We start from the raw sequence: 24,336 nt of genomic DNA, 5'->3' as shown, positions 1-24,336 counted from the left end.
ACAAAGTCTTGACTGACTCGCGGTGAACCATGAATCGCATCCGTCTTTTGGTGTGTAAGCGCATCTTGGAACGCTTTTTCCGGAGCAAGCAACAAAAGTCTAAAAAAGAATGGGCGTTTTTTTCTTTGCCCATTCTTTTCTATTTTTATGAAATCGATGGTGAACGCCGACAGGCCGCATGATCGGTGTTTTTGCCAACCAAACTAAAGAAAAACAAAATGGGGACAAAGGTGTGAAGCAAATGGCCAACACCGTATTTATCAAGCCGCGCCATCGCGTGCAAGTCAAGCCGGGGGCGGTGGTGACGCTCGGGCAGGCGGCCCAAATCGCTGCGCCGGATGGCGGGCTCATTCGGCGGTTGAAGACGATTCCGCTCTATCGCATCCAGCCCAGCGATAAAAATATCGTCATCATCGATATGATGCAAATGATCCGGGCTGTGTTTGATGTGGATTCCTCACTTGATGTGCAGATGATCGGCCCATCGCAGACGATCATTGAAGTCGTCTATGAAAAACGGAAGGTTTCGACCGCTTCCTTCGTTCTCGTTTGGCTTCTTTTGTTCGTCGGTTCGGCGATGGCGATCATGAACTTTCACGAGGACGTCAGCATGCAACGGGTGCATCGCCATCTGTACGAGATGGTGACCGGCCAGGCGGTCGATAAACCGCTGCTTTTGCAAATTCCATATTCGCTTGGGCTCGGCATCGGGATGATTTTATTTTTCAACCATTGGTTCCGCAAACGAATCAACGAGGAGCCCAGCCCTCTTGAAGTCGAAATGTTCAACTACCAGCAATCGATCGATCAGTACGTCATTTTGCATGAAAACAAAGAAAGCTTGAGGCCTCTTGACGACGCTTGAGATTTTGCTGGTAGTGTTCGTCGGCTTCGCCGGAGGGTTGGCGGTCGGAACCGGATTTGTCGCTTTTTTGGTCGTGCTTGGCGTCATCCCGCGCCTGACGCAGCTGACGAAAACGCCAAAACGCATTCACGCCTATGAATGGGGGGCTGTAGCCGGCGCCATCGTTGGCGGTTGGATGAGTTTGCGCCATTCTGTTTGGCATTTATCCAAATATTGGCTAGCGCCGATCGGATTGTTTCATGGTGTGTTTATCGGAATGCTCGCTGCCGCTTTAACAGAGGTGTTGAACGTTTGGCCGATTTTAGCGAAGCGGATCGGCGTCGATGATAAAATCGTCATTTTACTTATGGCCATCGCCTTTGGCAAAGTGGCCGGTTCGTTGTTTCATTGGCTTTATTTTGTCGATCACTTTCGCTGACAAAGGGGGAAGGAAACGTGGGATTAAAGTCCGATTATGTCCGCGAGGTGAAGGCGTTTCAGCCTTCTCCCCCATACGCCGCCAATGCGGTAAAAGCGTTTCTTGTCGGCGGGGCGCTTTGTGCGTTGGCGCAATGGCTCGTTGATTGGTATGGCGGCACGTTTGCCGCTTCGCCGCTCGAGGCTCATCTGTGGGCGTCTATGGTGATGGCCGGATTGGCGATTGTGCTGACGGCCGTCGGGAAATATGATGATTTCAGCCAATTTGCCGGTGCGGGGGCGACGATGCTCATTACAGGGCTGGCCAATGCGATCGCGAGCGCTGCCATCGAACATCGCAGCGAAGGATGGACGGCCGGGGTGGCCGGGCAGATGTTGAAAGCCGGTGGGGCAGCGGTCATTTATGGTCTGATTGCCGCCTATGTGCTTGGCCTTGTTTGGCCGTGACGAAAAGAGGGATTGGCCATGAAACGTGTCGGAAAGCAGACATGGGTGTTTGACGATGGTGTTTACATCCAAGCGGCCGCTGCCGCAGTCGGGCCGCTTGAAGCCGACGGGCCGCTCGGAAGTTATTTTGATGTTTGTCATCGCGACTTATATTGCGGCGAAGCGACGTGGGAGCTGGCCGAGCGGAGGCTGATGCGGGAGGCGGTGGACTGCTGCTTGCAAAAGGCGGGCGTCTCTGCCGAAGAAGTCGATCTATTTTTGGCCGGTGATTTGTTAAACCAAAATGCGACATCGAACTATGTCGCCCGCGAGCTGCCGATTCCGTTTTTATGCTTGTTCGGCGCCTGTTCGACCTCGATGCAAACGTTGGCGGCAGCCGCTGCGTTTGTCGCTGGTGGATTGGCTGATCGGGCGCTTGCGGCGACAAGCAGTCATAACGCGACGGCCGAACGGCAGTTTCGCTACCCGACTGAACTGGGGGTGCAAAAGCCGAAAACGGCGACGTTCACCGTCACGGGCGCCGGCGCCGCGCTCGTTGGCCGCGCGCCGGGACGTTGGCGCGTCCGGGCGGCGACGATCGGCAAAGTCGTTGACGCCGGGCTGAAAAACCCACTCGACATGGGGGCGGCGATGGCCCCGGCGGCGGCCGATACGATCGAGCAGCATTTCCGTGACTTAGGCGTCTCGCCGGGCGATTACGATTTGATTGTCACCGGCGACTTGTCGCGCGTCGGCAGCGTCATCGTCCGCGAGTTGCTTGCTGAATCAGGCTACGATGTGACCGACGTTTACAACGATTGCGGGCTGATGATTTACCGGCCAGATCAAAAGGTGTTCGCCGGCGGCAGCGGCTGCGCCTGCTCGGCGGTCGTCACGTACGGGTATTTGCTTCAAGAGCTCGCCCGCGGAACGTTTCGACGCCTGTTTGTCGTCGCTACCGGGGCGCTCTTGAGTCAAACGATGGTGCAGCAAAAACAGTCGATCCCAGCGATCGCTCACGGCGTCGTCATCGAAGCGGCTGGACAGGAGCCGGATTTGCCGCCGTAGGACGTCTTTTATTTGGGAACGATCAGGAGGGAATGTGATATGGAATACGTCCGTGCCTTTCTCGCCGGCGGGCTGCTGTGCGCCATCGTTCAGCTCATCATCGACCGCGGCAAATGGACGCCGGCTGGCGTCGCCGGTTCGCTTGTCGTCTTTGGCGTACTCCTTGGCTTTGGCGGCGTCTATGATCCATTCGTCGCTTGGGCTGGCGCCGGGGCGACGATGCCGCTATGCGGATTTGGGTATTGGTTGGCGAAAGGGGCCATGGCAGAACCGCGGCCGGAGGGATTTGTCGAAACCGGAGCAGCGGTGTTCCGATTTGCCGGCGCCTTGTTCGCTTTTATCGTGGCTGGCTCTTTTGCCGCGGCGCTCACTTGCAAACCGAAAGGGTAGAGATGATGGAAAAACGACGAGTCATTTTAGTAACGGATGGGGACGAGTTCGCCTGCCGGGCGATTGAGCGGGTTGCCGCCGAGATCGGCGGCCGTTGCATTTCTCGCTCGCAAGGCAATCCGACGAAACTGAGCGGTGAACAGTTGGTCGAACTCATTTTGCAAACGCCGCACGATCCAGTGTTTGTCATGTTTGACGATTGCGGCGCCCTCGGGGAGGGGGCCGGAGAGCAGGCGCTTCGCTATGTGGCGACGCATGAGCAAATCCAAGTGCTCGGGGCGCTGGCGGTTGCCTCCAATACGCACCAGCATGAATGGACAAAAGTGCATGTGAGCATCGACCGTGACGGCGTGATGACCGAATATGGGGTCGATAAAGAAGGCGTCCGGGACCTCGAGATCGGGCGGATCAATGGCGATACCGTCTACTGCCTTGACCGGCTGAACATTCCGCTCATCGTCGGCATCGGCGACATCGGCAAAATGGGATATCGAGACCATGCGAAATACGGAGCGCCGATTACGCGCAAGGCGGTCGAGTTGATTCTCGAAAGGAGTGGTGGCTATGCCGGAAAAAGAAAAGAAACCGAAAGCGCCGATCGCGAAGCGGCTCGTTGACAACGCGAAGTTTTTGCAACAGCGGATCGGCGTCGGGACAAGCTTTGATTTAGGCGTGCGGAAAATCTATGTCCTAAACCGGGAAGTACATATTTACTACTGCAACGGTTTATGCGACACGCAATACATTATCGAATTGTTAAAACAAATTGTGCGCGTCAACGATGATGAACGCCAGGCGTCCCAAGCGTGGCAGATCATCGAAAATCGACTCGTTCATCAGCAAGTCAGTCCGGTGACGAGCCTCGACGAAGCGGTTGACAAGCTGCTGTCGGGCTTGATCATCGTCTTGATTGAAGGCGAATCGACCGGATTTGCTGTCGACGTCCGCAGCTATCCGGGTCGGCAGCCGCAAGAGCCGGATACGGAAAAAGTTGTGCGCGGCGCCCGCGACGGCTACGTCGAGAACATCATTGTCAACACGGCGCTCACCCGCCGCCGCATCCGCGACGAGCGGCTGCGCTTTGAAATTTTGCAAGTCGGCGAGCGGTCAAAAACGGACGTATGCATCGCCTATATTAAAGACGTCGCTGACCCGGGGCTTGTTGAACTCGTCAAGAAAGAGTTGCAGCAAATCAACGTCGATGGACTGACGATGGGCGACAAAACAGTCGAAGAGTTTTTAGTCAAGCAAGGATACAACCCGTACCCGCTCGTCCGTTATACCGAGAGGCCGGATGTAGCAGCGACGCACCTGCTTGAAGGGCACGTGCTCATTATGGTTGATACATCGCCAAGCGTCATCATCACGCCGACAACATTTTTCCACCACGTCCAGCATGCCGAGGAATACCGGCAGTCGCCAGGGGTCGGGACGTTTGTGCGCTGGGTGCGGTTTTTAGGCATTTTGACGTCGTTGTTTTTGCTGCCGCTGTGGGTGCTGTTCGTCCTTGAACCGTCGTTGCTGCCCGAATCGTGGGCGTTTATTGGGCCGAACAAACAAACGAACATCCCGATCATTGTGCAAATTTTGCTCGCTGATTTTGGGATTGAGTTTTTGCGGATGGCAGCCATTCATACCCCGACGCCGCTATCAACCGCGATGGGTTTGATTGCCGCCGTCTTGATCGGACAAATCGCCATCGATGTCGGGCTGTTTGTGCCGGAAGTGATCTTGTACATTTCGGTGGCGGCGATCGGTTCATTTGCGACGCCAAGCTATGAGTTGAGCGTGGCGAATAAGATTTCTCGATTGGCATTGGTCATTCTTGTCGCCTTGTTTAAAGTGCCCGGGCTCGTCATTGGCACGACCGTTTATTTGCTTTGGCTCGCCAGCATCCGCTCGCTTAATACGCCGTACTTATGGCCGTTCATCCCGTTCGATCCAGCGGCATTTATGCAAATTGTCGTCCGCCGTTCGGTTGCCGGAGCGAGAGTGCGCCCGAGCATCGTTCACCCGCAAGACCGGCAAAAACAGCCGTCATGACGCGAACGATCCATTTGGAAGCGGCCGTCTCCACCTATTGGCGGCCGCTTTTTTCGTTTTAGCGCTATTGCAACTTTTTTATCATTATGATAAGTTATATTTAATTGCTTGCACTGATGGTGCTTGCCTCAGTGCTTCGCACGTTTGCACGGACGGAATGGGCATGGCCCAGCGCGGGGTGTGCGGCCTTCCGTTTCAAGGCAGAGCCGATGGCGCTCTGCGGTTTTCCATTTTGTAAAGGCAGTTGCCGATTTTGCAAACTGTCTTTTTTGCTTTTGCCATGCGATTTCGATAGAGGAATGAGGGGTTTGCGATGTTTCTTCACGGGACAAGCCGCGTGAATGAACAAGGGCATTTGGAAATCGGCGGCGTCGATGTGGTCGAGTTGGCCAAAACGTATGGCACGCCGCTTTATATTTATGACGTTGCGTTGATCCGCGCTCGGGCGCGCGCGTTTAAAGAAGCGTTCCAGCGTCACGGCGTGCGGGCGCAAGTCGCGTATGCGAGCAAGGCGTTTTCCGCCGTCGCCATCGTGCAGCTGGCCGCTGAGGAGGGATTGTCGCTTGACGTCGTCTCAGGCGGTGAGCTGTATACGGCGCTTGCGGCCGGTTTTCCGCCTGAGCGCATCCATTTTCATGGCAACAACAAAAGCCGGGACGAATTGGCGATGGCGCTTGAACACGGCATCGGCTGCATCGTTGCCGACAACTTTTACGAACTCGAGCTGATCGAAGAGCTGGCGGAGTCATCCGGTCGGACGGTGCCGGTTTTGCTCCGCGTGACGCCGGGGGTCGAGGCGCATACGCACGATTACATTTTAACCGGGCAAGAAGATTCAAAGTTCGGCTTTGACTTAAACAACGGTCAGGCGGACGAGGCGTTTCGCCGTGTCATGGCATCGGCCGCGTTTCAGCTGCTCGGCGTTCATTGCCATATCGGCTCGCAAATTTTTGAAACAGCTGGGTTTGTGCTCGCGGCGCAAAAAGTGTTTGCCAAGCTGGCGGAGTGGAACAAGGCGCACGGATTTGTCCCAGCGGTTGTCAATCTTGGCGGCGGCTTTGGCATCCGCTATACGGAGGAAGACGACCCGATTCCGGTGACAGCGTACGTCGACTGCATCGTGGAAGAGGTGAAAAGGCAGGCCGAAGCTTGCCGCTTGCCGTTGCCGGAAATTTGGATCGAGCCGGGCCGGTCGCTCGTGGGTGATGCCGGAACGACGATTTATACGATCGGTTCGCGCAAAGAGGTGCCCAACGTCCGCACCTATATTGCCGTTGACGGCGGCATGAGCGACAACATCCGTCCGGCGCTTTACGGAGCGAAATACGAAGCCGCGCTCGCCAACCGGGTGTTCGGCGAGCCGACGGAAGTCGTATCGATCGCCGGGAAGTGTTGCGAGTCAGGCGACATGCTCATTTGGGACATCGCCCTGCCGGAAGCGAAGCCGGGCGATTATTTGGCCGTTTTTTGCACCGGCGCTTACGGCTATTCCATGGCGAACAATTACAACCGTCTGCCGCGCCCAGCCGTTGTGTTCGTTGAAAACGGCGACGCCCAGCTCGTTGTGAAACGGGAGACATATGAAGATTTGATCCAATATGATTTGCCTTTGAAAACGAAAGTGAAAAAGTGAAGGCCGCCGGTTGGAAAGAGAACGGCCTCCACAAAGAAAAGGCGCCCGCTGCTTTTTTTGGGGCGCCTTCTTTCATTGTTGATTTGAGGAAAATGCTGATTTGATCGCGTTCCAAATTTCTTTCAAGATGTCGATCAGATTTTGAATGAACGTTTTCCCTTCTTCTGACTGCAAAAACGCCGATAGCTGTTCTTTCGCCTTGCTCAGCTGATCATTCACTTGATCCCAATTAATATGGGCATTTTGCATTTTATGGAAAAGGGAAATCAGGTTGTTGATTTCATTCTCGCTCAGCGTAATGCCAAGGTCGTTGGCGATTTTTTCAATAAGGGCGCGCAAATCAGCGTCCGTCTGCGGTGGGTTGTTGGCGATTTCTTGTTTGATTTTCGCCAGCAGGGCGACCGCTTTGTCCGCGCCGATCGAATCGGCGAGCTTCGCCGTCTGCACCATTTCCTCGTTCGCCACTTTTTTGACATCATCAGGGATGGCTTGGTCCGAGGAAATTTCATACGCCTTCATCAGCCCCGTCAGCGCTGCGGTGCCGGAAACCGGGAACGGAGCGGTGATGTAAATATCGGCATCTTTCACCCCTGCGGTGATCAAGGCGTTTGTATACATCTCTTTCGTCACCCATGTGATGTTGTGCGTTTCGACATGAAGCCCCGAGCCGGGCTCTTTTATCGTGATCATCGACGACGAGATGGCGCGCGTGCCGATTTGCGCTTTCGGAATGAGTCCGTCCAAATATTTATGCTCCTCAACGTTTGAGACGGTGATCGTTTGCGCCCCGTCCGGCGCCTTCATTTCGTCGAGCACTTTTTGCTTTTGTTCATTCGTTAAGTTTTCCCCGAGCGTCACAATGACATCGCCCGGCGCGGCATCGGCCGCTGCGATGCCCGGAGATGCCAGCAGCACCGCCCAAAGCAGCGATGAAGCGATCGTTCGTTTCACATAGCTCGCCTCCTGTTTACGAAAATGCATTATCATTATACCGTACGCTCGCCTGCTTGGCTATCGGAAAAACGCGACGCGGTCAGGCGGCGTGCGAATTTGAAAAGACATTTTTTCTTTTGTTTCACTTGGCCATCATGGTATGATAAAAGCAGTTTCGATGTCGAAAAGGAGCTGGATGCTTGTGGCGAAAAAAGGATATATTCTCATGGAAAACGGCGGGAAAATCGAGTTTGAACTGTTCCCAAACGAGGCGCCGGCGACGGTGGCCAATTTTGAGAAGCTCGCAAACGAAGGCTTTTATAACGGGTTGACGTTCCACCGCGTCATCCCTGGATTTGTCAGCCAAGGAGGATGTCCACGCGGCAATGGAACGGGCGATGCCGGCTATACGATCCCGTGCGAGACGGACAACAATCCACACCGACATGTCACCGGCGCGATGTCAATGGCGCACCGCGGCCGCGACACCGGCAGCTGCCAGTTCTTTATCGTCCACGAGCCGCAGCCGCACTTGGATGGGGTGCACACCGTCTTTGGCCAAGTGACATCGGGCATGGACGTCGTGAAGACGATGAAAAACGGCGACGTGATGAAGGAAGTGAAAGTATTTGACGAACCGTAAACAGCGCATGAGCGAGGATGATCGGACTGTTCGAAACAACTGGCGCTTGTTTTTCTTTTTGCTTGCGGCCAGCCTGTTGTGGGGAGCGGCGTATTGGATTTGGGTTGCGGAATGATGATGCAGGGCGTTTCGTGTGGTATAATGAACATAACGATATCGTGATGCATCCTTCGGGGCAGGGTGAAATTCCCGACCGGCGGTGATGGGGCTTTCCGCCCCTCAGCCCGCGAGCCGAAAGGCAGGATCCGGTGCGATTCCGGAGCCGACAGTATAGTCTGGATGGGAGAAGGATGCCAATATGCGCACGGCTGTTTTCGGCCGGTTCAGACCGCGTGGGCAGCGTCTGTCGGCCGACTAGGCATGGTAGTATCTTTTGTTTCCGACCGGCCGGTATAGCCTGCTTGGCGAACATGTGTTTGTTTGCGCATCATTGGTCATTCTCTCATCGATGAGCCCCCGGGGACATCCCGGGGGTTTCATTTTTATTGAAGGAGGGAGTGCGGTGCATAACGATGAACATTATATGCGGCTCGCTCTCGATGTGGCCAAAGCTGGAGTCGGGCAAACGTCTCCCAATCCTGCCGTTGGCGCGGTCGTTGTCAACGGTGGGACGGTTGTTGGGCTTGGCGCCCATTTGAAAGCGGGTGAGCCGCACGCGGAAGTCTATGCGATCCGCATGGCTGGCGAGAAGGCGCGCGGTGCGACGGTGTACGTGACGCTTGAGCCGTGCAGCCATTATGGAAAAACGCCGCCATGTGCCGATTTGCTCATCCAGGCGGGCGTCCGTCGCGTCGTCGTTGCCACGACCGACCCGAATCCGCTTGTCGCGGGAAAAGGGATTGCCAAGCTGCGCCAAGCGGGCATTGACGTTGATGTTGGCGTATTAAAAGACGAAGCGGACGAATTGAATCGGATGTTTTTCCACTATATCGCCGCAAAAACGCCGTTTGTCACGTTGAAGTTCGCATGCAGCCTCGATGGCAAAATCGCGACGGCGACGGGGGAAAGCAAATGGATTACATCAAGCGCGGCGCGTGAGGATGTCCATCGCCTTCGTGCGCAGCATGACGCCATTTTGGTCGGCGTCAACACCGTTTTGACCGACAACCCGAAGCTTACCGTCCGCTTTGGGGAAAAGCGGAAAAATCCGCTCCGCATCATTTTGGATACAAAATTGCGTACACCGCTTGACGCCCATGTCGTCGCTGACAAGGAAGCAGAAACGTGGATCATCACCGGCGGCGTCAGTCGGGAACAAGCGGCGGCGTATGAGCGCCTTGGGGTGCGCGTATTTTCAATGCCGACGGCCCAGATCGATGTCCGCGATGTGCTCCGTCTGCTTGGGGAGCAGGGAGTCATGTCGCTGTTTGTCGAAGGCGGCTCGCGCGTTCATGACAGCTTCCTCCGCGCGGGAGCAGTCAATGAGGTCATCGCCTATATCGCTCCGAAGCTGATCGGCGGCCGCGGGGCGCCGACGCCGGTCGGCGGCCTTGGCTTCGCCCGGCTTGCTGAAGCGGTGGAGCTTGACATCCGCCGCATCGAGACGATCGGCCCGGACATCAAAATCGTCGCCGCGCCGAAACGGAAGGAGGAATCGTTGTGTTCACTGGCATTATTGAAGAGATCGGCACGATCGAACAAATGAAGCAAACCGGCGATGCCATCGTGATGACGATTGGCGCCAAGCGGGTGCTCGAAGATGTGCGGCTTGGCGACAGCATCGCCGTCAACGGCGTCTGCTTGACCGTCACATCGTTCACCGAACGGCAGTTTACGGTCGATGTCATGCCGGAGACGGTGAAAGCGACGGCGCTAAAGACATTAAAGCCGGGATCGAAGGTGAATTTGGAGCGGGCAATGGCGGCTGGAGGACGGTTTGGCGGCCATTTCGTCACCGGGCATGTGGACGGCGTCGGGCGCATCATCCGGCAGTGGCCGAAAGCGAACGCCGTCTACTATGAAATCGAAGTGCCGGCCTCGCTGCGCGCCTATATGATTGAGAAAGGATCGGTCGCAGTCGATGGGACGAGCTTGACGATTTTCGGTCTGAGCGAGCGCACGTTCATCGTTTCACTCATTCCGCATACGCGTGAGGCGACGATTTTAGGCGAAAAGCGGCCGGGCGATCTCGTCAATATCGAGTGCGACATGATCGGCAAGTACGTCGCCGCTTTCCTCACCGCGAAAGCGACGCCGACCTCCAAATTGACGGTCGAATTTTTGGAGCAGCACGGCTATAAATAGTGGAAAAGGGGGCAAGCTTGATGTTTGACACGATTGAAGCAGCGCTTTCGGCGCTGAAAAACGGAGAAGTGATCATCGTTTGCGATGACGAAGACCGCGAAAATGAAGGCGATTTTGTCGTGCTGGCCGAAAAAGCTACTCCGGATGTCATTAACTTTATGATCACTCATGGCCGCGGGCTCGTCTGCGTGCCGATTACGGAGGAATTGGCGGAGCGGCTCGAGCTTGAGCCGATGGTCACTCATAACACGGACGCGCATGGCACAGCGTTTACGGTGAGTGTCGACTACAAAACGACAACGACGGGAATCAGCGCCTACGAGCGGGCGGCGACGATTCAGGCGCTGCTTGATCCGAATGTGAAAGCGAGCGATTTTAAACGTCCTGGCCACGTTTTTCCGTTGATTGCGAAAAAGGGGGGCGTCTTGCGGCGCGCCGGCCATACAGAAGCGGCGGTTGATTTGGCCCGTTTGTGCGGCGCGAAGCCGGCCGGCGTCATTTGCGAAATCATTAAAGAGGACGGGACGATGGCTCGCGTTCCTGATTTGCGGCAAATCGCCGATCAGTTCGGATTGAAAATGATCACGATCAAAGATTTGATCGCCTATCGGAGTCAGCGGGAAAAGCTCGTGAAACGGGAGGTGGACGTTTGGCTGCCGACCGAATTCGGCGAATTTCGCGCCATCGGCTACACAAACGTGCTCGACGGAAAAGAGCATGTGGCGCTTGTCAAAGGAGAGATCATCCCGGATGAGCCGATCTTGGTGCGCGTCCATTCCGAATGCTTAACTGGCGATGTGTTTGGCTCGTACCGGTGCGACTGCGGTCCGCAGCTGCATGCGGCGCTCAGGCAAATCGAGGCGGAAGGGCGCGGGGTGTTGCTTTACATGCGCCAAGAAGGGCGCGGCATCGGCCTTATGAACAAGTTGCGCGCTTACAAGTTGCAGGAGCAAGGTTATGATACGGTCGAAGCGAACGAAAAACTGGGCTTCCCCGCCGATTTGCGCGATTATGGCATCGGGGCGCAAATTTTGAAAGATCTTGGCGTGACGAAAATGCGCCTGCTCACGAACAACCCGCGCAAAATCGCCGGCTTAAAAGGGCATGGACTCGAAGTCGTTGAACGGGTGCCCATTCAGATGCCAGAGAAAAAGGAAAATGAAAAATATTTGCGCACGAAACATGAAAAATTAGGACATATGCTTCATTTTTAATGATGGGAGGAGCAACGAACATGCGCATCATTGAAGGAAACTTAGTCGGCACCGGATTGAAAATCGGCATCGTCGTCTCTCGTTTTAACGAATTCATCACGGGCAAGCTTTTATCTGGGGCGATCGACGGCTTGACGCGCCATGGCGTGAGCGACAGCGACATCACTGTCGCCTGGGTGCCGGGTGCGTTTGAAATCCCGCTTGTGGCGAAAAAAATGGCGGAATCGAAGCAGTTTGACGCTGTCATTACGCTTGGCGCCGTCATCCGTGGGGCAACGAGCCATTTTGACTACGTCTGCAGCGAGGCGGCCAAAGGCGTCTCCCACGCGGCGCTTGCAAGCGGTGTTCCGGTCATTTTCGGCGTGTTGACGACGGACACCATTGAACAGGCGATCGAGCGGGCCGGCACGAAAGCGGGCAATAAAGGATGGGAAGCGGCGGTGTCGGCGATCGAAATGGCGAACGTCTTGCGGACATTTGCGTAAAAAGGCATGAAATGGTTCACAATATCGGTGAGAATGTTTATAATACGTATAGAGAAAATGACAAAAACTTTTCCATTTCGGAAAAGCGTTTGTCGATAATGAGGGATTTTTATGTTAATCCGTTACCGAAAAAACTATGAGAAAATCGCCATGGGACTGTTGTCGTTTATGCCGACGGAAAAAGACCTGAAACGGCTGCAGCAGACGATGAAACAGTATGAAACAAACAACGATTGGCAGCTGTTTTTATGGAAAGAAGGGGATGACATCGTCGGCATTATCGGCGTCCTGTTGCGCGCTCCTGATGTTGTGGAAATCCAGCACATCAGCGTCAATCCGTCACACCGCCACCAAGGGATCGGAAAACAGATGGTCAAGGCATTGAAAGAGGTGTACCCGGGCCGCCGATTGTGCGCCAACGAGTGGACCGCCTCGTTTTTCGATAAATGCCATGCGTGCAACGAATAACGAAACTAGCGCGGTGCCGCGCTCAGGCGGGCGGCGGAGGGGGAGGGAAGCCAACTCCTTCCGCTTTGGCCCGTTTTTTTTGTTCGCGTGCGGCGATGACGTCCGAGCGGTCGCGGCGCCGGTGTTTATCCACAAGATCAAGGTTGGCTAGGTCGCTGGCTTGCCCCCAAACGAGCTGCCGGCGGGCGCAGGCGGCCTGGCATTGCTCATAAAGGGAACGGTCGCGAATCGGCAGTTCGACGCTTTCGTACGGTTCGCCGCGAGTGATCCGCCCAGCCGTCTCGTCGAGCAAGCGGGCGAGCGCCTCGTCATCGAGGCCGAGCCGCCGGATCATCTCTTGCGCTTCGTCAAGCAGCGCCCGCGCCCGTCGAATGAGGCGGAGCGCGCCGGAAGTGTTGCCGCGCCGGTAATGGTAAAAAGCGACCGCCATTTGAATGAGCACAAGCCAACCTTTGTTTCGACCGTCTTGTTTCCAATGTTCCTCCAAAATCTCGTGGCATTCGAAATAATCGCGGTCGCTATGGAAATGGACCAAATACTCGATATACGCTTTTGGATACATCGGCCATCGTTCCTTTCAAAAGTGGGCCGCGCCATGTGAAGGCGGACGGCTCTTCTTCGATTATACGGCTTCGGCGGCCTGCGGCGCAAAAAAGAGACTGTTTTCCGTTCGCTTCGCCGCTTCGTTATGATACAATAAATGTACTGCAGCTGGAGACGAGCCTACCGGGCGGTGGTTCTGGAAAAAATGGTGGGATGGATGTGCAATTGCCGTACAACGTCAAAATCGAAGCGTTTGAAGGGCCGCTTGATCTGCTTTTGCATTTGATCAACCGCTATGAAATTGATATTTATGATATTCCGGTCGCGCAAATTACGGAGCAGTATATGGCGTACATTCACGCCATGCAGGAGCTTGAGTTGGATATCGCCAGCGAATATTTAGTGATGGCGGCCACCTTGCTTGCGATCAAAAGCAAAATGCTGCTGCCGCCCTCCAATGAAGAAGCGGTCGACGGCGACATCGAGTGGGGCGATGACGGGGACCCGCGTGAGGAGCTGACGCAGCGGCTGCTTGAATATAAAAAGTTTAAAGAGGCGGCGCGCGAACTGAAGCGGCGCGAAGAGGAACGGGCGCTTTTGTTTACAAAGCCGCCGAGCGACTTAAGCGCATACGCGGATGAGAAAAAGGCGGCGCCGCTGGATGTGAACGTATACGATATGCTTGGCGCCTTGTCGAAGCTGTTGCGCCGCAAAAAACTGCAAAAACCGATGCGGGCGAAAATCTCCCGCCAAGATATTTCCGTCGAACAGCGCATGGCGGAAATTTTGCATGAACTAAAGCAGGCGAACGGGCGGAAAAACTTTTACGAGCTGTTTCCGTCCTACGATCGTTCGTATATCGTCGTGACGTTTTTGGCCATTTTAGAGTTGATGAAGCAAGACGAAATCATCGTTGAGCAAGAACGGAATTTCAGCGATTTGTTTCTTGCGGTGAAACCAGCCGGTTGAGGTGGTGCGGTTTGGCCGCGGCGGTTCGCTGCGGCGGGCCGCTTTTCTTTTGTTGTTTGTTTGCCCATGCCATGATAAGGTGGAGAGTTGACTCACATTGGGGTGAGAAGACTTGGGAAACGACGAAAACAGGAGGAAAGGAGGAGGGGCGCCAACGAGTTTGGCGTGGCAGAAGGGCGATGGAACAAAACGAAAGAGAAAAAAAGGGTGCCGGCGCGCTCAAGCCGGCGAAGGCGATTGTCGAAGCGCTGTTGTTTGCTGCCGGTGACGAAGGGCTGTCGCTTTCACAAATTGCCGCTGTGTTGGAAGTCAGCGAGCTAGAGGCGAAAGCGGTGATCGAGGAGCTTCAACAAGACTGCCGACGGGAAGAGCGCGGCATCCAGCTTGTCGAACTTGGCGGCGTGTTTTTGTTGGCGACAAAAAAAGAACACGCCCCCTATTTAAAGAAGTTGGTCGAAGCGCCGGGAGCATCGCCGCTGTCGCAGGCGGCGCTTGAGACGCTCGCCATTATCGCATACCGCCAACCGATTACACGCGCGGAGATTGAGGAAATTCGCGGCGTAAAAAGCGACAAGCCATTGCAGACGCTGATGGCACGGGCGCTCATTAAAGAGGTTGGACGAGCCGAAGGAACCGGGCGGCCGATTTTGTACGGGACAACCCCGGAATTTCTCGATTATTTCGGGCTAAAAACGCTCGAGGAGCTGCCGCCGCTGCCGGAATGGGCGGACGATGGCGAATCCGAGCGGGAAGCGGATTTATTTTTCGAAAAATTAGCAGAAAATTTGAGCGATGGGCAGCCGGAATATGGTAAACTAAAGAAAAATGGCTGATCGGGAAGGAGAGCGCTCATGAACGTTTGCCGCCTGTACGGTGAAGAGCTGCAAAAGTCGCAATCGAACACGTTTGAAGACTATTTCAACCGCTCGGAAGTCACGTACCGCGACGGGGGCGAAGAGCGGACGCTGTCTGTGTTGTATTTGCGCCATTTTGAGGCGGCGCTGCTTGATTGGCTGCCGTATGAAAGCGATCCACTGTTTACGGCTAATGGGCGCGACATTCATTTGCGCGACATCATTGCTCTTGTCTGTTTATGGAAAAATCCGGCGTATCGGCAGCGAAAGCGCGTCTATATTCACGATGAAGAGGAATTGCGCCGTTATTTTGCCGAGGTAGACGCCAAAACGCTGCAGGCGCTTGTCAGCGAATGGGTGGAAACCGGCGAGTGCCGCTTGCCTGAACGGTCGGCGTAACGAGAAAATGCGGTTGGCGCCGCGTTTTCTGTGCGTCCGGACAAGGAAACCGTTTGGTGCAGCCGGCAGTTTGCCAAAGTAGCCTGCCTTTTTCAGAAAAAAGGGGGGCTGACCCAAAACGCGAATATGTTTTGGGTCAGCCCGATTTTTTTGAGCGGTTTATCTATGGCTCATTTGCAGACCCGCCGCAGGGAAGCATTGCGGCGATTCTGTTCTTCCTTGCTGTCTTTTCCTATGATGACTGCCCTCGCTCCTCTATGTATGAGCGGCCGGGAATTTGGGTGAATGCGGACAAGAACGATTTCCCCATGACAGCATACGATATGGCGAACAAAACAGGAGGAGGTTTTTACCAAATGGACGATCAGGTGTTGTTCGCCCAATATGCGGCTAGGGTGAACGAATGGGGAAATCAAGTCAAGGAGACGCTCGCTTTGCGTGGGGCAAGCACGGATGGCGCTTCGTCGCTGCTCGAGTTTATTGCCGAGCATGACGGCGAGTGGACGGAAGAGGCCGTCCGCGAGCTTCAGCGCCTTGCCGATGACGTGTATGTCGGTGCGCTTCGCCAGTATGTCATGGAAGCGGCTGCGTGGGGAAGACAAGTTGAACAGGCGCTGTCTGCACGCAGGATGGCTGAGGATGTTGGGCTTTCGTCTTTGTTGGCGTACATCGATGGACACGGCGATGAATGGACCGAAGAAGCGATTTACGAGCTCCAGCGTCTTGTCGATGACGTATACACTCGGGCCGTCCGCCTGGCTGATTCGTCAGCTGCCGAGCGGGAAGAAGAGGCGACGCAAGAACAAGTCGAAGGGGAATCGGTGTCGCCTGAACTGGAGAGTGAAAACAAAGAGAACGAAGACGGATGGCTTGACACCAGCGGGACGGCAGAGCGGGTTGAGGACGGAAAAGAGCCGGCTTTTATGGCGGAGCTCTCCGACTCGCTGCCTGATATAGCTGACGGCGAGCCGGGTCAAGCGGACAACGTGACCGATGGAAAGCGACGCTGGGTGGATGCGGACGACGGCGGTGAGCCGCGTCAACAAGTAGCGCCCGGCCGTCATGTCTTGCCGCCGCTGCCGTACCGTTATGATGCACTCGAGCCGCATATTTCCGAAGAAATCATGCGCCTCCACCATACGAAGCATCATCAAAGCTATGTCGACGGTCTCAATCAGGCGGAGCGGATGATGGCCGAGGCGCGCCGGACGAACAATTTTGATCTGTTGAAACATTGGGAGCGGGAAGCGGCGTTCCACGGCTCCGGGCATTATTTGCACACTATCTTTTGGTACAACATGCATCCAGAGGGCGGCGGCGAGCCGCGCGGGGAGCTGCGGGCGCAAATCGAGCGCGATTTTGGCAGCTTTGCCGCCTTTCGCCGTCATTTCACCGAAGCGGCGAAAAGCGCCGAAGGGGTCGGCTGGGCGCTGCTCGTTTGGGCGCCGCGAGCGCACCGGCTGGAAATTTTGCAGGCGGAAAAACACCAGCTCATGGCGCAATGGGATGTGATCCCGCTTCTTGTGCTTGATGTGTGGGAGCATGCCTACTATTTGCAATACAAAAATGATCGGGCGGCGTACATCGAACATTGGTGGAACGTCGTCAACTGGCGCAACGTTGAAGAGCGCTTTCATGAGGCGCGGAAGCTTCGTTGGCAGCCGTTTTAAACGGGCGGGGGGGGGGAACCCCCTGCCCGTTTTTTTGGGAGAGCAGGCGCTGCGATCCATCAGGACACCTGTCCGTCTTTTCGGGGAGCGGCTTTCTCTTTGCAGGGAAATGTCATCAATGCGCCCAGCGCAAGCGCCGGAGCGGATCGTTCAGGGCTGTCTCCCCTTGCAACGGCATTTTTTCATCATATTTGTCCCATCGACGCATACACTTGTACAAAACGCGGCTTTGGGGTTCAGCCTGTTTCCGCCGCGACGTTTCTTCGGCTGCGGCCCGTTCAGCCTAATCGGAAAGGAGGAACAGGCGATTCCTCCCCGCTCCTTAAAGGAGGGGGATCCTCGCCGATATGAGATGAATAAGCAGAAGCGGCTCATTGCGCTCATTCTTGCACTCGCTGCGGGGATTATGGCATTTGTTCCAGAGCGGATGCGCGCTATGGATGGGGTGAGCGCAAAAAGCGCGATTTTGATAGAGCAGCATTCCGGGCGGGTTTTGTTTGCCAAGGATGCCTATACAAAACGGCGCATCGCCAGCATTACGAAAATTATGACCGCCATTTTGGCGATTGAATCGGGGAAGATGGACGACACGGTGACGGTCAGCGCCCGCGCTGTCCGGACCGAAGGGTCGTCAATTTACTTGCGCCAAGGGGAGAAAATCAAACTGCGCGATTTGGTATATGGGCTGATGCTTCGTTCCGGCAACGACGCGGCGGTGGCCATCGCTGAACATGTCGGCGGCAGCGTCGAAGGATTTGTTTTTTTAATGAACCAAAAAGCGGCTGAAATCGGGATGCGTGATACCGAGTTTGCCAATCCGCACGGGTTGGATGACGCGGAAAACCACTACTCAACCGCGTACGATATGGCGCTGCTCATGCAATATGCGATGAAAAACAAAGAGTTTCGGCGCATCTCGGGGACGAAGGTGTACCGCGCCCCCGCTCCGCCCGGCGAAGACGGCGCGCGTGTGTGGCGAAATAAAAACAAGTTGTTGACAAGTCTTTACGAATATTGCACCGGCGGCAAAACCGGCTATACGAAACGGGCCCATCGCACGCTCGTGACGACGGCGTCCAAAGGCGGCGTCGATTTGATCGCTGTGACGTTGGATGCACCGGACGATTGGAATGACCATATCGCTATGTACGAATATGGATTTTCTCATTATCACATCGCCAAAGTGAGCAGCGAGCGGGTGGTCGACAAAATTTCTGATCCGTTTTACCGCGGGCGGCTGCAGGCGGTCCGCGATTTGCGATATCCGGTGACCGATAAAGAGGAGAGCGGGCTGCGGGTGAAAGTGTATTTGCTGAAGCCGCGCAAGGAATGGGAAAAATACCCAGAACGGGCGCCGACAGAGGTCGGAAAGGCGGTGCTTTATTTGCATCAAAAGGCGGTTGATTCGGTGCCGCTGCTGTATGAACCGGGAAAGGAAGGAAGCGGCCGAGGGTTTTTATGGCAAGTATTTCGCTTTTTAGGTGTGAGAAGCGATGGTTAACCTCATTTGGGTGATGATGGCGGTCATTGGCATCGTCTTTGCGGCGGCCAACGGCACGATGGACGAAGTGAACAAAGCGGTGTTTGAAAGCGCCAAAGAAGCGGTGACGATCAGCATCGGCATGGTCAGCATTTTAGTGTTTTGGCTCGGGCTGATGGCGATCGCTGAACGCGCCGGCTTGCTTGACAAAGCGGCGCGCCTGTTTATGCCGCTCGTACGCCGCTTGTTTCCAGAGGTGCCGCCCGGCCATCCCGCGCTCGGCTATATCGTCTCGAATATGGTCGCCAACATGTTCGGCCTTGGCAATGCGGCGACGCCGATGGGCATAAAGGCGATGGAGCAGCTAAAAAAGCTCAACGGCGGCCGCGACGAGGCGAGCCGGTCGATGGTGACGTTTTTGGCCATGAACACATCAGGCATTACGCTCATTCCGGCGACCGTCATCTCGATTCGCATGACGTACGGTTCAGCGGCGCCGAGCGAGATCATTGGGACGACGATCGTCGCTTCGACGATTTCGACGATTGGGGCGGTATTGATTGACCGGTACTATTATTGGAAACGGATGCGGAAAGGCAGGAAGCCATAATGGCCATCGTCCAACTTCTTTCTGTTTGGCTGATCCCTGCGCTCATCGCTTTTATTTTGCTTTACGGTACAGCAAAGAAAGTGCCGACGTACGAAGCGTTTGTGGAAGGCGGCAAGGAAGGGATCGAGATCGCGTTTTCGCTCATCCCGTATTTGGTCGGCATGTTGGTGTCGGTCGCCATTTTCCGAGCCTCAGGGGCGCTTGATGCCATGATGGAAGTGATCAAACCGCTGGCTGATGCCATTGGACTGCCGGCCGAAGTCGTTCCGCTTGCGGCTCTCCGCACGCTTTCCGGCACGGCGGCGCTCGGCATGACGACCGATTTGATCGCTACTTACGGCCCGGATTCGTTCATCGGGCGCCTTGCTTCTACGATCCAAGGCAGTACGGAGACGACGCTTTACGTGCTCACCGTCTATTTTGGCGCCGTCGGCGTCAAAAAAATGGGCGATGCGTTAAAAGTCGGCATTTTGGCCGACATTCTCAGCTTTATTGTTTCTGTTTTCATCGTTTTGTTTGTATTCGGGCGCTAGCGGCGCCTTTTTTCGTTCCCGTCGTCCGGCGGGTTTTTGTTTGCAAAGGGAACGGGAAAGGTGAAAAATAAAAGTGCCGCACTTGTATCTGTTAGACGGAAAGGGTAAGATGATGAAAGAGGTGAGAGAGAATGGAACGGTTGCAAAAAGTGATCGCCCGCGCCGGCATCGCGTCAAGGCGCAAGGCGGAAGAACTCATTTTGCAAGGGCGGGTGAAAGTGAACGGCCGCGTCGTCAAGGAGCTTGGCGTCAAGGTCGGGCCGCGCGATGATGTCGAAGTCGACGGCATCCCGATCGAGCGCGAAGAGCCGGTATATTATTTGCTGTACAAGCCGCGCGGGGTGATTTCCAGCGTCAAAGATGACAGAGGCCGCAAAGTGGTGACCGATTTTTTCAAAGATCTGGACAAACGCATTTATCCGATCGGGCGGCTTGACTACGATACGTCTGGACTGCTTTTGTTGACGAATGACGGCGACTTTGCCAACCTGCTTATGCACCCGCGGTATGAAATTGAAAAAGTGTACATTGCCAAAGTGAAAGGCATTCCAACGCACGAGCAGCTGAAACGGCTCGAACAAGGAGTGCAGTTGGAAGATGGCATGACGGCGCCAGCCAAAGTGAAGCTGCTCTCCGCCGACCGGAAGAAGGGGACAGCCATTGTGGAAATCCGTATCCACGAAGGACGAAACCGGCAAGTGCGCCGCATGTTTGAGGCGATCGGCTGCGAGGTGCTGAAGCTGAAGCGGGAGCGGTACGCGTTTCTCGATTTGAAAGGGCTGCGCCCCGGCGAATACCGCGAGCTGACACCGCATGAGGTGAAGTTGCTGCGCGTCCTTGCCCAATCCGGGGGAAGAAAATGACGAAGATTGTCACATAACGTTCATATCCTTGCGCATAAACGAGCGAGGGACTTTGCTATAATGGAAAATGGGAGATTGTGAACCGCTTGCCTCCCCCTCTAGCGTTGGCTGTGGGGGAGGAGAAACGTAAAGGGGTTTGAACGATGAAAAAACAACAGCGCTTAGTGATGAGGACAGCGATTTTGCTCGTGTTGCTCGCGGCGATCGGCTATACGATTTACACGAATTTTTTCACGGAGAAAACGGCTGTCGCTGTTGGTTCGACGGCGCCTGATTTTGTGCTGACCGATTTGAAAGGGCATGAACATCGTCTTTCAGACTATCGCGGCAAAGGCGTTTTTTTGAACTTTTGGGGAACGTGGTGCAAGCCGTGCGAGCGGGAGATGCCGTATATGAACGAGCTGTACCCGATTTACAAAAAACAAGGGGTTGAAATTTTGGCTGTCAATGTCGGTGAACCGAAGTTGAGCGTTGAAAAATTCGCGGAACGGTTCGGCCTGACATTTCCGATTGTGATCGACCGTCAAGATCAAGTATTGAACGCCTATAACGTCGGGCCGCTGCCGACAACGTTTTTGATTGACAAAAACGGCGAAGTAAAACAAATCATTACCGGAACGATGACGAAAGAAGACATCGAACGGCATCTAGAAAGCATCAAACCGTAAGGAGTTTTGCGCCATGGAACACGTCAAATGCGAATGCGGCCATGTCAATCCGCACGGCACGGCGTTTTGTGAGTCGTGCGGCAAGCCGCTTGCCGATTTGGGAGAAAAACTGATTTTGGACATGCGCTACGAAGGAAGCGCGCGCCGATCGCAAACGTACAAAAAAACGATGATCGACCAAATTTGGGCGTTTTTCTCGTCGGTCAAAGTCGGGGTGGCGCTCATCGTCATTACGCTCATTGCTTCGGCGATCGGCACGATTTTCCCTCAGCAAATGTATATTCCGCCGAACGTCGATCCGGCGGAGTATTATAAGCAGCAGTACGGCTGGGCAGGGAAGCTGTATTATGAGCTCGGCTTTAACAACTTGTACGGCTCATGGTGGTACATTTTGCTCATCGCCTTAATCGGCGTTTCGCTTGTCATTTGCAGCTTGGACCGGGTCGTTCCGCTTTACCGCGCCTTGAAGCGGCAAGGGGTGAAGCGCCATCCGCGCTTTTTAGAGCGGCAGCGGTTGTTTGGCGTCTCGCATGTGAGCGATCTCGACAAGACGATGGTGGTGTTGAAAGAACGGCTGGCTGCGCGGCGCTACCATGTCCGCGAGGAAGACGGGCATTTGCTCGCTGAAAAAGGGCGGTTTTCCCGCTGGGGGCCGTACGTCAATCATATCGGCCTCATCATTTTCTTGATCGGGGCGATGCTTCGTTCCGTTCCCGGCATGTACATCGATCGGGTGATGTGGATTCCGGAAGGGGAGACGAAAGAAATTCCTGGGACGAACGGCCGCTACTTTTTAAAGAGTGAAAAATTTATTTTTGAAACATATGAGAAAGGCAAAGACAACGAAGTGTTCAACGCTGCCATCGACCGCGTCGGCAACGGGATGATCGCCAAAAACTATCAAACAAACGTCGTGTTGTATAAGCGCGTCGGTCCTGTGATCCCCGGCGCCAAGCCGAAGCTTGAAAAAGTGAAGGAGTATCCGATTCGCGTCAACGAGCCGCTGGAGTTCGACCATTATGCGCTCTACCAAGTCGATTTCCGCTTGAATGAGCCGAAAGCGATGTCATTTCAGTTGGCGGACAAGCAGTCGGGGAAAACGTTCGGCACGGTGACGGTCGACTTGTATGATCCGAAAGAGTCGTACAATCTCGGACATGGGTATCGCGTTGAGCTATTAAGCTATTTTCCTGATTTTGAGTTTGATGAAGACGGCAATCCGTCAACGAAGTCGCGTGTGCCGAACAATCCGGCGTTCGTGTTCAAAATGTACGCGCCGGACCGTCCGAAAGGGGAAGTAAGCTTTGTCGCCATCCAGCAGACGATCGAACCGTTTGGCAACAACAAATACAAAATGGCGTTCGCGGGGCTTCAAACCCGCAATGTCTCCGGTTTGACCGTCCGCCGCGACTTTACGCTTTGGATTTTAGGGGTAGGCGGCGCGATTTTCATGATCGGGCTCATCCAAGGGATGTATTGGAACCACCGCCGCATTTGGGTGCAGCGGGTAAACGGCGAGCTATGGATCGCCGCGCACACGAATAAAAACTGGTTCGGCTTGAAAAACGAGCTGCGCCGTTTGCTTGACGGCACCGGCGTCATGATGCCGGCTGATCAGCTCGAAAACGACAAAAAAGCCGGACAAGGGGGACAAGTCCATGGACATGGTACAGCTTAGCAGCACGTTGCTATATATCGCGTTCGTTCTATATTTAATCGGCACGTTCTTTTTTGGCGGCGCCATTCGCGACAAGCGAAAAGAACGGCAAGAGAAGGATCGTTGGTCGCAGCTTGGCATCTCCGTGACGATCATCGGCTTTCTCGCCCAAGTCGGCTATTTTGTGACGCGCTGGATCGCCGCCGGACACGCGCCCGTGAGCAACTTGTTCGAGTTTACGACCTTTTTCGGCATGATGCTGGTTGCTGCTTTCATTATTATTTATTTCATTTACCGGCTGAGTGTGCTCGGCTTGTTTGCGCTGCCGGTCGCGTTGCTTGTGATTGCTTACGCAAGCATGTTTCCGCGGGAAATTTCGCCGCTCATTCCCGCCTTGCAAAGCGATTGGCTGCACATCCATGTGACGACGGCGGCGGCTGGTGAAGCGATTTTGGCCATCAGCTTTGTCGCTGGGCTCATCTATTTGATTCGCGTCGTCGATCAATCGAAGCCGTCGAAACGGACGTTTTGGCTCGAAGTGGTCATGTTTTGCTTAATTACGACGCTCGGCTTTGTCATCGTTTCGACAGCGTTCGGTCTTTCTGGGTATGAAGCGAAGTTCACGTGGGTCGACAAAAACAAGCAGACGGTTGAGGTCATCTACGATATGCCGGCGCTCGTTGGGCCGCACAAAGGGGAGCTTATGAAAGAAAGCGCCGGCCGCATGGAGCCGCTTGTTGAGATGCCGGCGATCATCAATGCAAGAAAGCTCAATACGGTCATCTGGTCGCTCATAGCCGGAACGGCGCTGTACATCATGCTTCGGCTTCTCTTGCGCAAGCGCGTTGCCGCCGCACTCAAGCCGCTCGTGAAGAACGTTAACTTGGATCTGACCGATGAGATCAGCTATCGGGCGGTGGCGATCGGCTTTCCGGTGTTTACGCTCGGGGCGCTCATTTTCGCGATGATTTGGGCGCAAATTGCCTGGACGCGCTTTTGGGGCTGGGACCCGAAGGAAGTGTGGGCGCTCATTACGTGGCTGTTTTACGCCGCTTTTTTGCACCTCCGGCTGTCAAAAGGCTGGCATGGGGAAAAGTCGGCATGGCTCGCCGTCATCGGCTTTGCCATTATTATGTTTAACTTAGTGGCGGTCAACCTCGTCATTGCGGGATTGCACTCGTACGCCGGAACATAATGGAAAACAACCGGATGCTCTGTTGGCGAGCATCCGGTTTTTCGGTAAACTAGAAAATAGGGAGTG

The 24,336-nt window shown here is 54.9% G+C and carries 28 protein-coding genes and 1 riboswitch; of the genes, 26 read left to right on the top strand and 2 right to left on the bottom strand.

Annotated features, from left to right (window positions below; genetic code table 11):
- Positions 1–241 precede the first annotated feature (241 nt).
- The 8 genes from DI44_RS05475 (at position 242) to lysA (ending at position 6,842) form a co-directional block, all read left to right on the top strand.
- Positions 242–865, top strand: coding sequence for a stage V sporulation protein AA (locus DI44_RS05475; RefSeq protein WP_011231789.1), 624 nt, complete (start codon positions 242–244; stop codon positions 863–865).
- The gene (locus DI44_RS05480) at positions 852–1,283 is read left to right on the top strand and encodes a stage V sporulation protein AB (RefSeq protein ID WP_011231788.1); all 432 of its coding nucleotides are present in this window, start codon (positions 852–854) and stop codon (positions 1,281–1,283) included. The genes DI44_RS05475 and DI44_RS05480 overlap by 14 nt, the downstream gene beginning before the upstream one ends.
- Before the next feature lie 17 nt (positions 1,284–1,300).
- Positions 1,301–1,729 carry a SpoVA/SpoVAEb family sporulation membrane protein gene (locus DI44_RS05485; RefSeq protein WP_011231787.1) on the top strand — a complete coding sequence of 143 codons (429 nt, stop codon included), beginning with the start codon at positions 1,301–1,303 and terminating at the stop codon, positions 1,727–1,729.
- 18 nt (positions 1,730–1,747) lie between these two features.
- Complete coding sequence (spoVAD, locus tag DI44_RS05490) at positions 1,748–2,776, top strand: stage V sporulation protein AD (protein ID WP_011231786.1); 1,029 nt, start codon at positions 1,748–1,750, stop codon at positions 2,774–2,776.
- 39 nt (positions 2,777–2,815) lie between these two features.
- Positions 2,816–3,166, top strand: coding sequence for a SpoVA/SpoVAEb family sporulation membrane protein (locus DI44_RS05495; protein WP_012820684.1), 351 nt, complete (start codon positions 2,816–2,818; stop codon positions 3,164–3,166).
- 5 nt (positions 3,167–3,171) lie between these two features.
- Positions 3,172–3,783, top strand: a complete 612-nt coding sequence (locus tag DI44_RS05500) for a stage V sporulation protein AE (RefSeq protein WP_033025774.1) — start codon at positions 3,172–3,174, stop codon at positions 3,781–3,783.
- On the top strand, positions 3,731–5,209 hold the full coding sequence (locus DI44_RS05505) for a spore germination protein (protein WP_011231783.1): 1,479 nt from the start codon (positions 3,731–3,733) through the stop codon (positions 5,207–5,209). Before DI44_RS05500 ends, DI44_RS05505 begins: the two co-directional genes overlap by 53 nt.
- Positions 5,210–5,522: 313 nt before the next feature.
- A complete protein-coding gene (gene lysA, locus DI44_RS05510) occupies positions 5,523–6,842 on the top strand; it encodes a diaminopimelate decarboxylase (protein ID WP_013144837.1) in 1,320 nt (439 codons plus the stop codon).
- Between the two features lie 72 nt (positions 6,843–6,914).
- On the opposite strand, the gene DI44_RS05515 is transcribed toward lysA, so the two are convergent.
- Positions 6,915–7,793 carry a DUF1002 domain-containing protein gene (locus tag DI44_RS05515; protein WP_015375315.1) on the bottom strand — a complete coding sequence of 293 codons (879 nt, stop codon included), beginning with the start codon at positions 7,791–7,793 and terminating at the stop codon, positions 6,915–6,917.
- 184 nt (positions 7,794–7,977) lie between these two features.
- On the opposite strand from DI44_RS05515, the gene DI44_RS05520 reads away from it, so the two are divergent.
- From DI44_RS05520 to DI44_RS05545, 7 genes are all read left to right on the top strand, one after another.
- Positions 7,978–8,418 carry a peptidylprolyl isomerase gene (locus DI44_RS05520; protein WP_033006697.1) on the top strand — a complete coding sequence of 147 codons (441 nt, stop codon included), beginning with the start codon at positions 7,978–7,980 and terminating at the stop codon, positions 8,416–8,418.
- Entirely contained in the window at positions 8,405–8,533 is a 129-nt protein-coding gene (locus tag DI44_RS19670; protein ID WP_014196248.1) for a hypothetical protein, read from the top strand. The genes DI44_RS05520 and DI44_RS19670 overlap by 14 nt, the downstream gene beginning before the upstream one ends.
- Positions 8,534–8,580: 47 nt before the next feature.
- Positions 8,581–8,713: riboswitch (FMN riboswitch) on the top strand.
- Positions 8,714–8,920: 207 nt separating this feature from the next.
- Positions 8,921–10,063, top strand: coding sequence for a bifunctional diaminohydroxyphosphoribosylaminopyrimidine deaminase/5-amino-6-(5-phosphoribosylamino)uracil reductase RibD (gene ribD, locus DI44_RS05525; protein WP_013144840.1), 1,143 nt, complete (start codon positions 8,921–8,923; stop codon positions 10,061–10,063).
- Positions 10,018–10,662, top strand: coding sequence for a riboflavin synthase (gene ribE / locus DI44_RS05530; protein WP_033025772.1), 645 nt, complete (start codon positions 10,018–10,020; stop codon positions 10,660–10,662). Before ribD ends, ribE (DI44_RS05530) begins: the two co-directional genes overlap by 46 nt.
- Positions 10,663–10,682: 20 nt before the next feature.
- Positions 10,683–11,876, top strand: a complete 1,194-nt coding sequence (locus tag DI44_RS05535) for a bifunctional 3,4-dihydroxy-2-butanone-4-phosphate synthase/GTP cyclohydrolase II (RefSeq protein WP_033025771.1) — start codon at positions 10,683–10,685, stop codon at positions 11,874–11,876.
- 20 nt (positions 11,877–11,896) lie between these two features.
- Positions 11,897–12,361 carry a 6,7-dimethyl-8-ribityllumazine synthase gene (gene ribE, locus DI44_RS05540; protein ID WP_033005258.1) on the top strand — a complete coding sequence of 155 codons (465 nt, stop codon included), beginning with the start codon at positions 11,897–11,899 and terminating at the stop codon, positions 12,359–12,361.
- Between the two features lie 111 nt (positions 12,362–12,472).
- Complete coding sequence (locus tag DI44_RS05545; protein WP_013144843.1) at positions 12,473–12,829, top strand: GNAT family N-acetyltransferase; 357 nt, start codon at positions 12,473–12,475, stop codon at positions 12,827–12,829.
- Between the two features lie 22 nt (positions 12,830–12,851).
- Here the strand turns inward: DI44_RS05545 and DI44_RS05550 are convergent, their stop codons facing one another.
- Complete coding sequence (locus DI44_RS05550; RefSeq protein ID WP_020754625.1) at positions 12,852–13,391, bottom strand: DUF309 domain-containing protein; 540 nt, start codon at positions 13,389–13,391, stop codon at positions 12,852–12,854.
- 194 nt (positions 13,392–13,585) lie between these two features.
- On the opposite strand from DI44_RS05550, the gene DI44_RS05555 reads away from it, so the two are divergent.
- The 11 genes from DI44_RS05555 (at position 13,586) to ccsB (ending at position 24,270) form a co-directional block, all read left to right on the top strand.
- Positions 13,586–14,341: a segregation/condensation protein A gene (locus DI44_RS05555; protein ID WP_033005256.1), complete on the top strand. Its 756-nt coding sequence runs from the start codon at positions 13,586–13,588 to the stop codon at positions 14,339–14,341.
- A gap of 179 nt (positions 14,342–14,520) precedes the next feature.
- A complete protein-coding gene (scpB, locus tag DI44_RS05560; protein WP_033005253.1) occupies positions 14,521–15,174 on the top strand; it encodes an SMC-Scp complex subunit ScpB in 654 nt (217 codons plus the stop codon).
- Between the two features lie 18 nt (positions 15,175–15,192).
- Entirely contained in the window at positions 15,193–15,594 is a 402-nt protein-coding gene (locus DI44_RS05565; RefSeq protein ID WP_020754622.1) for a hypothetical protein, read from the top strand.
- Positions 15,595–15,950: 356 nt separating this feature from the next.
- Positions 15,951–17,264, top strand: coding sequence for a superoxide dismutase (locus DI44_RS05570; protein ID WP_033005275.1), 1,314 nt, complete (start codon positions 15,951–15,953; stop codon positions 17,262–17,264).
- Positions 17,265–17,616: 352 nt separating this feature from the next.
- Complete coding sequence (locus DI44_RS05575; RefSeq protein WP_033025785.1) at positions 17,617–18,765, top strand: D-alanyl-D-alanine carboxypeptidase family protein; 1,149 nt, start codon at positions 17,617–17,619, stop codon at positions 18,763–18,765.
- The gene (locus DI44_RS05580; RefSeq protein ID WP_011231767.1) at positions 18,758–19,354 is read left to right on the top strand and encodes a nucleoside recognition domain-containing protein; all 597 of its coding nucleotides are present in this window, start codon (positions 18,758–18,760) and stop codon (positions 19,352–19,354) included. The genes DI44_RS05575 and DI44_RS05580 overlap by 8 nt, the downstream gene beginning before the upstream one ends.
- Complete coding sequence (locus tag DI44_RS05585) at positions 19,354–19,887, top strand: spore maturation protein (RefSeq protein WP_011231766.1); 534 nt, start codon at positions 19,354–19,356, stop codon at positions 19,885–19,887. Before DI44_RS05580 ends, DI44_RS05585 begins: the two co-directional genes overlap by 1 nt.
- 131 nt (positions 19,888–20,018) lie before the next feature.
- Positions 20,019–20,750, top strand: a complete 732-nt coding sequence (locus tag DI44_RS05590) for a pseudouridine synthase (protein ID WP_011231765.1) — start codon at positions 20,019–20,021, stop codon at positions 20,748–20,750.
- Positions 20,751–20,893: 143 nt separating this feature from the next.
- Positions 20,894–21,418 (top strand): thiol-disulfide oxidoreductase ResA, encoded by a 525-nt coding sequence (locus DI44_RS05595; protein ID WP_011231764.1) that lies wholly within the window; start codon positions 20,894–20,896, stop codon positions 21,416–21,418.
- Between the two features lie 13 nt (positions 21,419–21,431).
- Positions 21,432–23,096 (top strand): cytochrome c biogenesis protein ResB, encoded by a 1,665-nt coding sequence (locus tag DI44_RS05600; RefSeq protein ID WP_033025769.1) that lies wholly within the window; start codon positions 21,432–21,434, stop codon positions 23,094–23,096.
- On the top strand, positions 23,083–24,270 hold the full coding sequence (ccsB, locus tag DI44_RS05605) for a c-type cytochrome biogenesis protein CcsB (RefSeq protein WP_011231762.1): 1,188 nt from the start codon (positions 23,083–23,085) through the stop codon (positions 24,268–24,270). Before DI44_RS05600 ends, ccsB begins: the two co-directional genes overlap by 14 nt.
- Positions 24,271–24,336 lie beyond the last annotated feature (66 nt).

Origin of the sequence: Geobacillus sp. CAMR5420 (assembly GCF_000691465.1) — a bacterium.
Taxonomy (GTDB): Bacteria; Bacillota; Bacilli; order Bacillales; family Anoxybacillaceae; genus Geobacillus; species Geobacillus thermoleovorans.
The sequence above is the reverse complement of the archived record's forward strand: the minus strand, read 5'-3'. Positions and strand labels throughout refer to the sequence as shown.

Excerpts from the sequence above, each read along its gene's own strand:
- DI44_RS05585 (WP_011231766.1), top strand. The coding sequence starts at position 19,354 with ATGGCCATCGTCCAACTTCTTTCTGTTTGGCTGATCCCTGCGCTCATC.
- DI44_RS05595 (WP_011231764.1), top strand. The coding sequence starts at position 20,894 with ATGAAAAAACAACAGCGCTTAGTGATGAGGACAGCGATTTTGCTCGTG.
- scpB (WP_033005253.1), top strand. The coding sequence starts at position 14,521 with ATGGAACAAAACGAAAGAGAAAAAAAGGGTGCCGGCGCGCTCAAGCCG.
- ribE (WP_033005258.1), top strand. The coding sequence starts at position 11,897 with ATGCGCATCATTGAAGGAAACTTAGTCGGCACCGGATTGAAAATCGGC.
- DI44_RS05590 (WP_011231765.1), top strand. The coding sequence starts at position 20,019 with ATGGAACGGTTGCAAAAAGTGATCGCCCGCGCCGGCATCGCGTCAAGG.
- DI44_RS05535 (WP_033025771.1), top strand. The coding sequence starts at position 10,683 with ATGTTTGACACGATTGAAGCAGCGCTTTCGGCGCTGAAAAACGGAGAA.
- spoVAD (WP_011231786.1), top strand. The coding sequence starts at position 1,748 with ATGAAACGTGTCGGAAAGCAGACATGGGTGTTTGACGATGGTGTTTAC.
- DI44_RS05475 (WP_011231789.1), top strand. The coding sequence starts at position 242 with ATGGCCAACACCGTATTTATCAAGCCGCGCCATCGCGTGCAAGTCAAG.
- DI44_RS05505 (WP_011231783.1), top strand. The coding sequence starts at position 3,731 with ATGCCGGAAAAAGAAAAGAAACCGAAAGCGCCGATCGCGAAGCGGCTC.
- DI44_RS05600 (WP_033025769.1), top strand. The coding sequence starts at position 21,432 with ATGGAACACGTCAAATGCGAATGCGGCCATGTCAATCCGCACGGCACG.
- DI44_RS05500 (WP_033025774.1), top strand. The coding sequence starts at position 3,172 with ATGGAAAAACGACGAGTCATTTTAGTAACGGATGGGGACGAGTTCGCC.
- DI44_RS05495 (WP_012820684.1), top strand. The coding sequence starts at position 2,816 with ATGGAATACGTCCGTGCCTTTCTCGCCGGCGGGCTGCTGTGCGCCATC.
- DI44_RS05580 (WP_011231767.1), top strand. The coding sequence starts at position 18,758 with ATGGTTAACCTCATTTGGGTGATGATGGCGGTCATTGGCATCGTCTTT.
- DI44_RS05575 (WP_033025785.1), top strand. The coding sequence starts at position 17,617 with ATGAATAAGCAGAAGCGGCTCATTGCGCTCATTCTTGCACTCGCTGCG.
- DI44_RS05545 (WP_013144843.1), top strand. The coding sequence starts at position 12,473 with ATGTTAATCCGTTACCGAAAAAACTATGAGAAAATCGCCATGGGACTG.
- DI44_RS05555 (WP_033005256.1), top strand. The coding sequence starts at position 13,586 with ATGGATGTGCAATTGCCGTACAACGTCAAAATCGAAGCGTTTGAAGGG.
- DI44_RS05550 (WP_020754625.1), bottom strand. The coding sequence starts at position 13,391 with ATGTATCCAAAAGCGTATATCGAGTATTTGGTCCATTTCCATAGCGAC.
- lysA (WP_013144837.1), top strand. The coding sequence starts at position 5,523 with ATGTTTCTTCACGGGACAAGCCGCGTGAATGAACAAGGGCATTTGGAA.
- ccsB (WP_011231762.1), top strand. The coding sequence starts at position 23,083 with ATGGTACAGCTTAGCAGCACGTTGCTATATATCGCGTTCGTTCTATAT.
- DI44_RS05570 (WP_033005275.1), top strand. The coding sequence starts at position 15,951 with ATGGACGATCAGGTGTTGTTCGCCCAATATGCGGCTAGGGTGAACGAA.
- DI44_RS05565 (WP_020754622.1), top strand. The coding sequence starts at position 15,193 with ATGAACGTTTGCCGCCTGTACGGTGAAGAGCTGCAAAAGTCGCAATCG.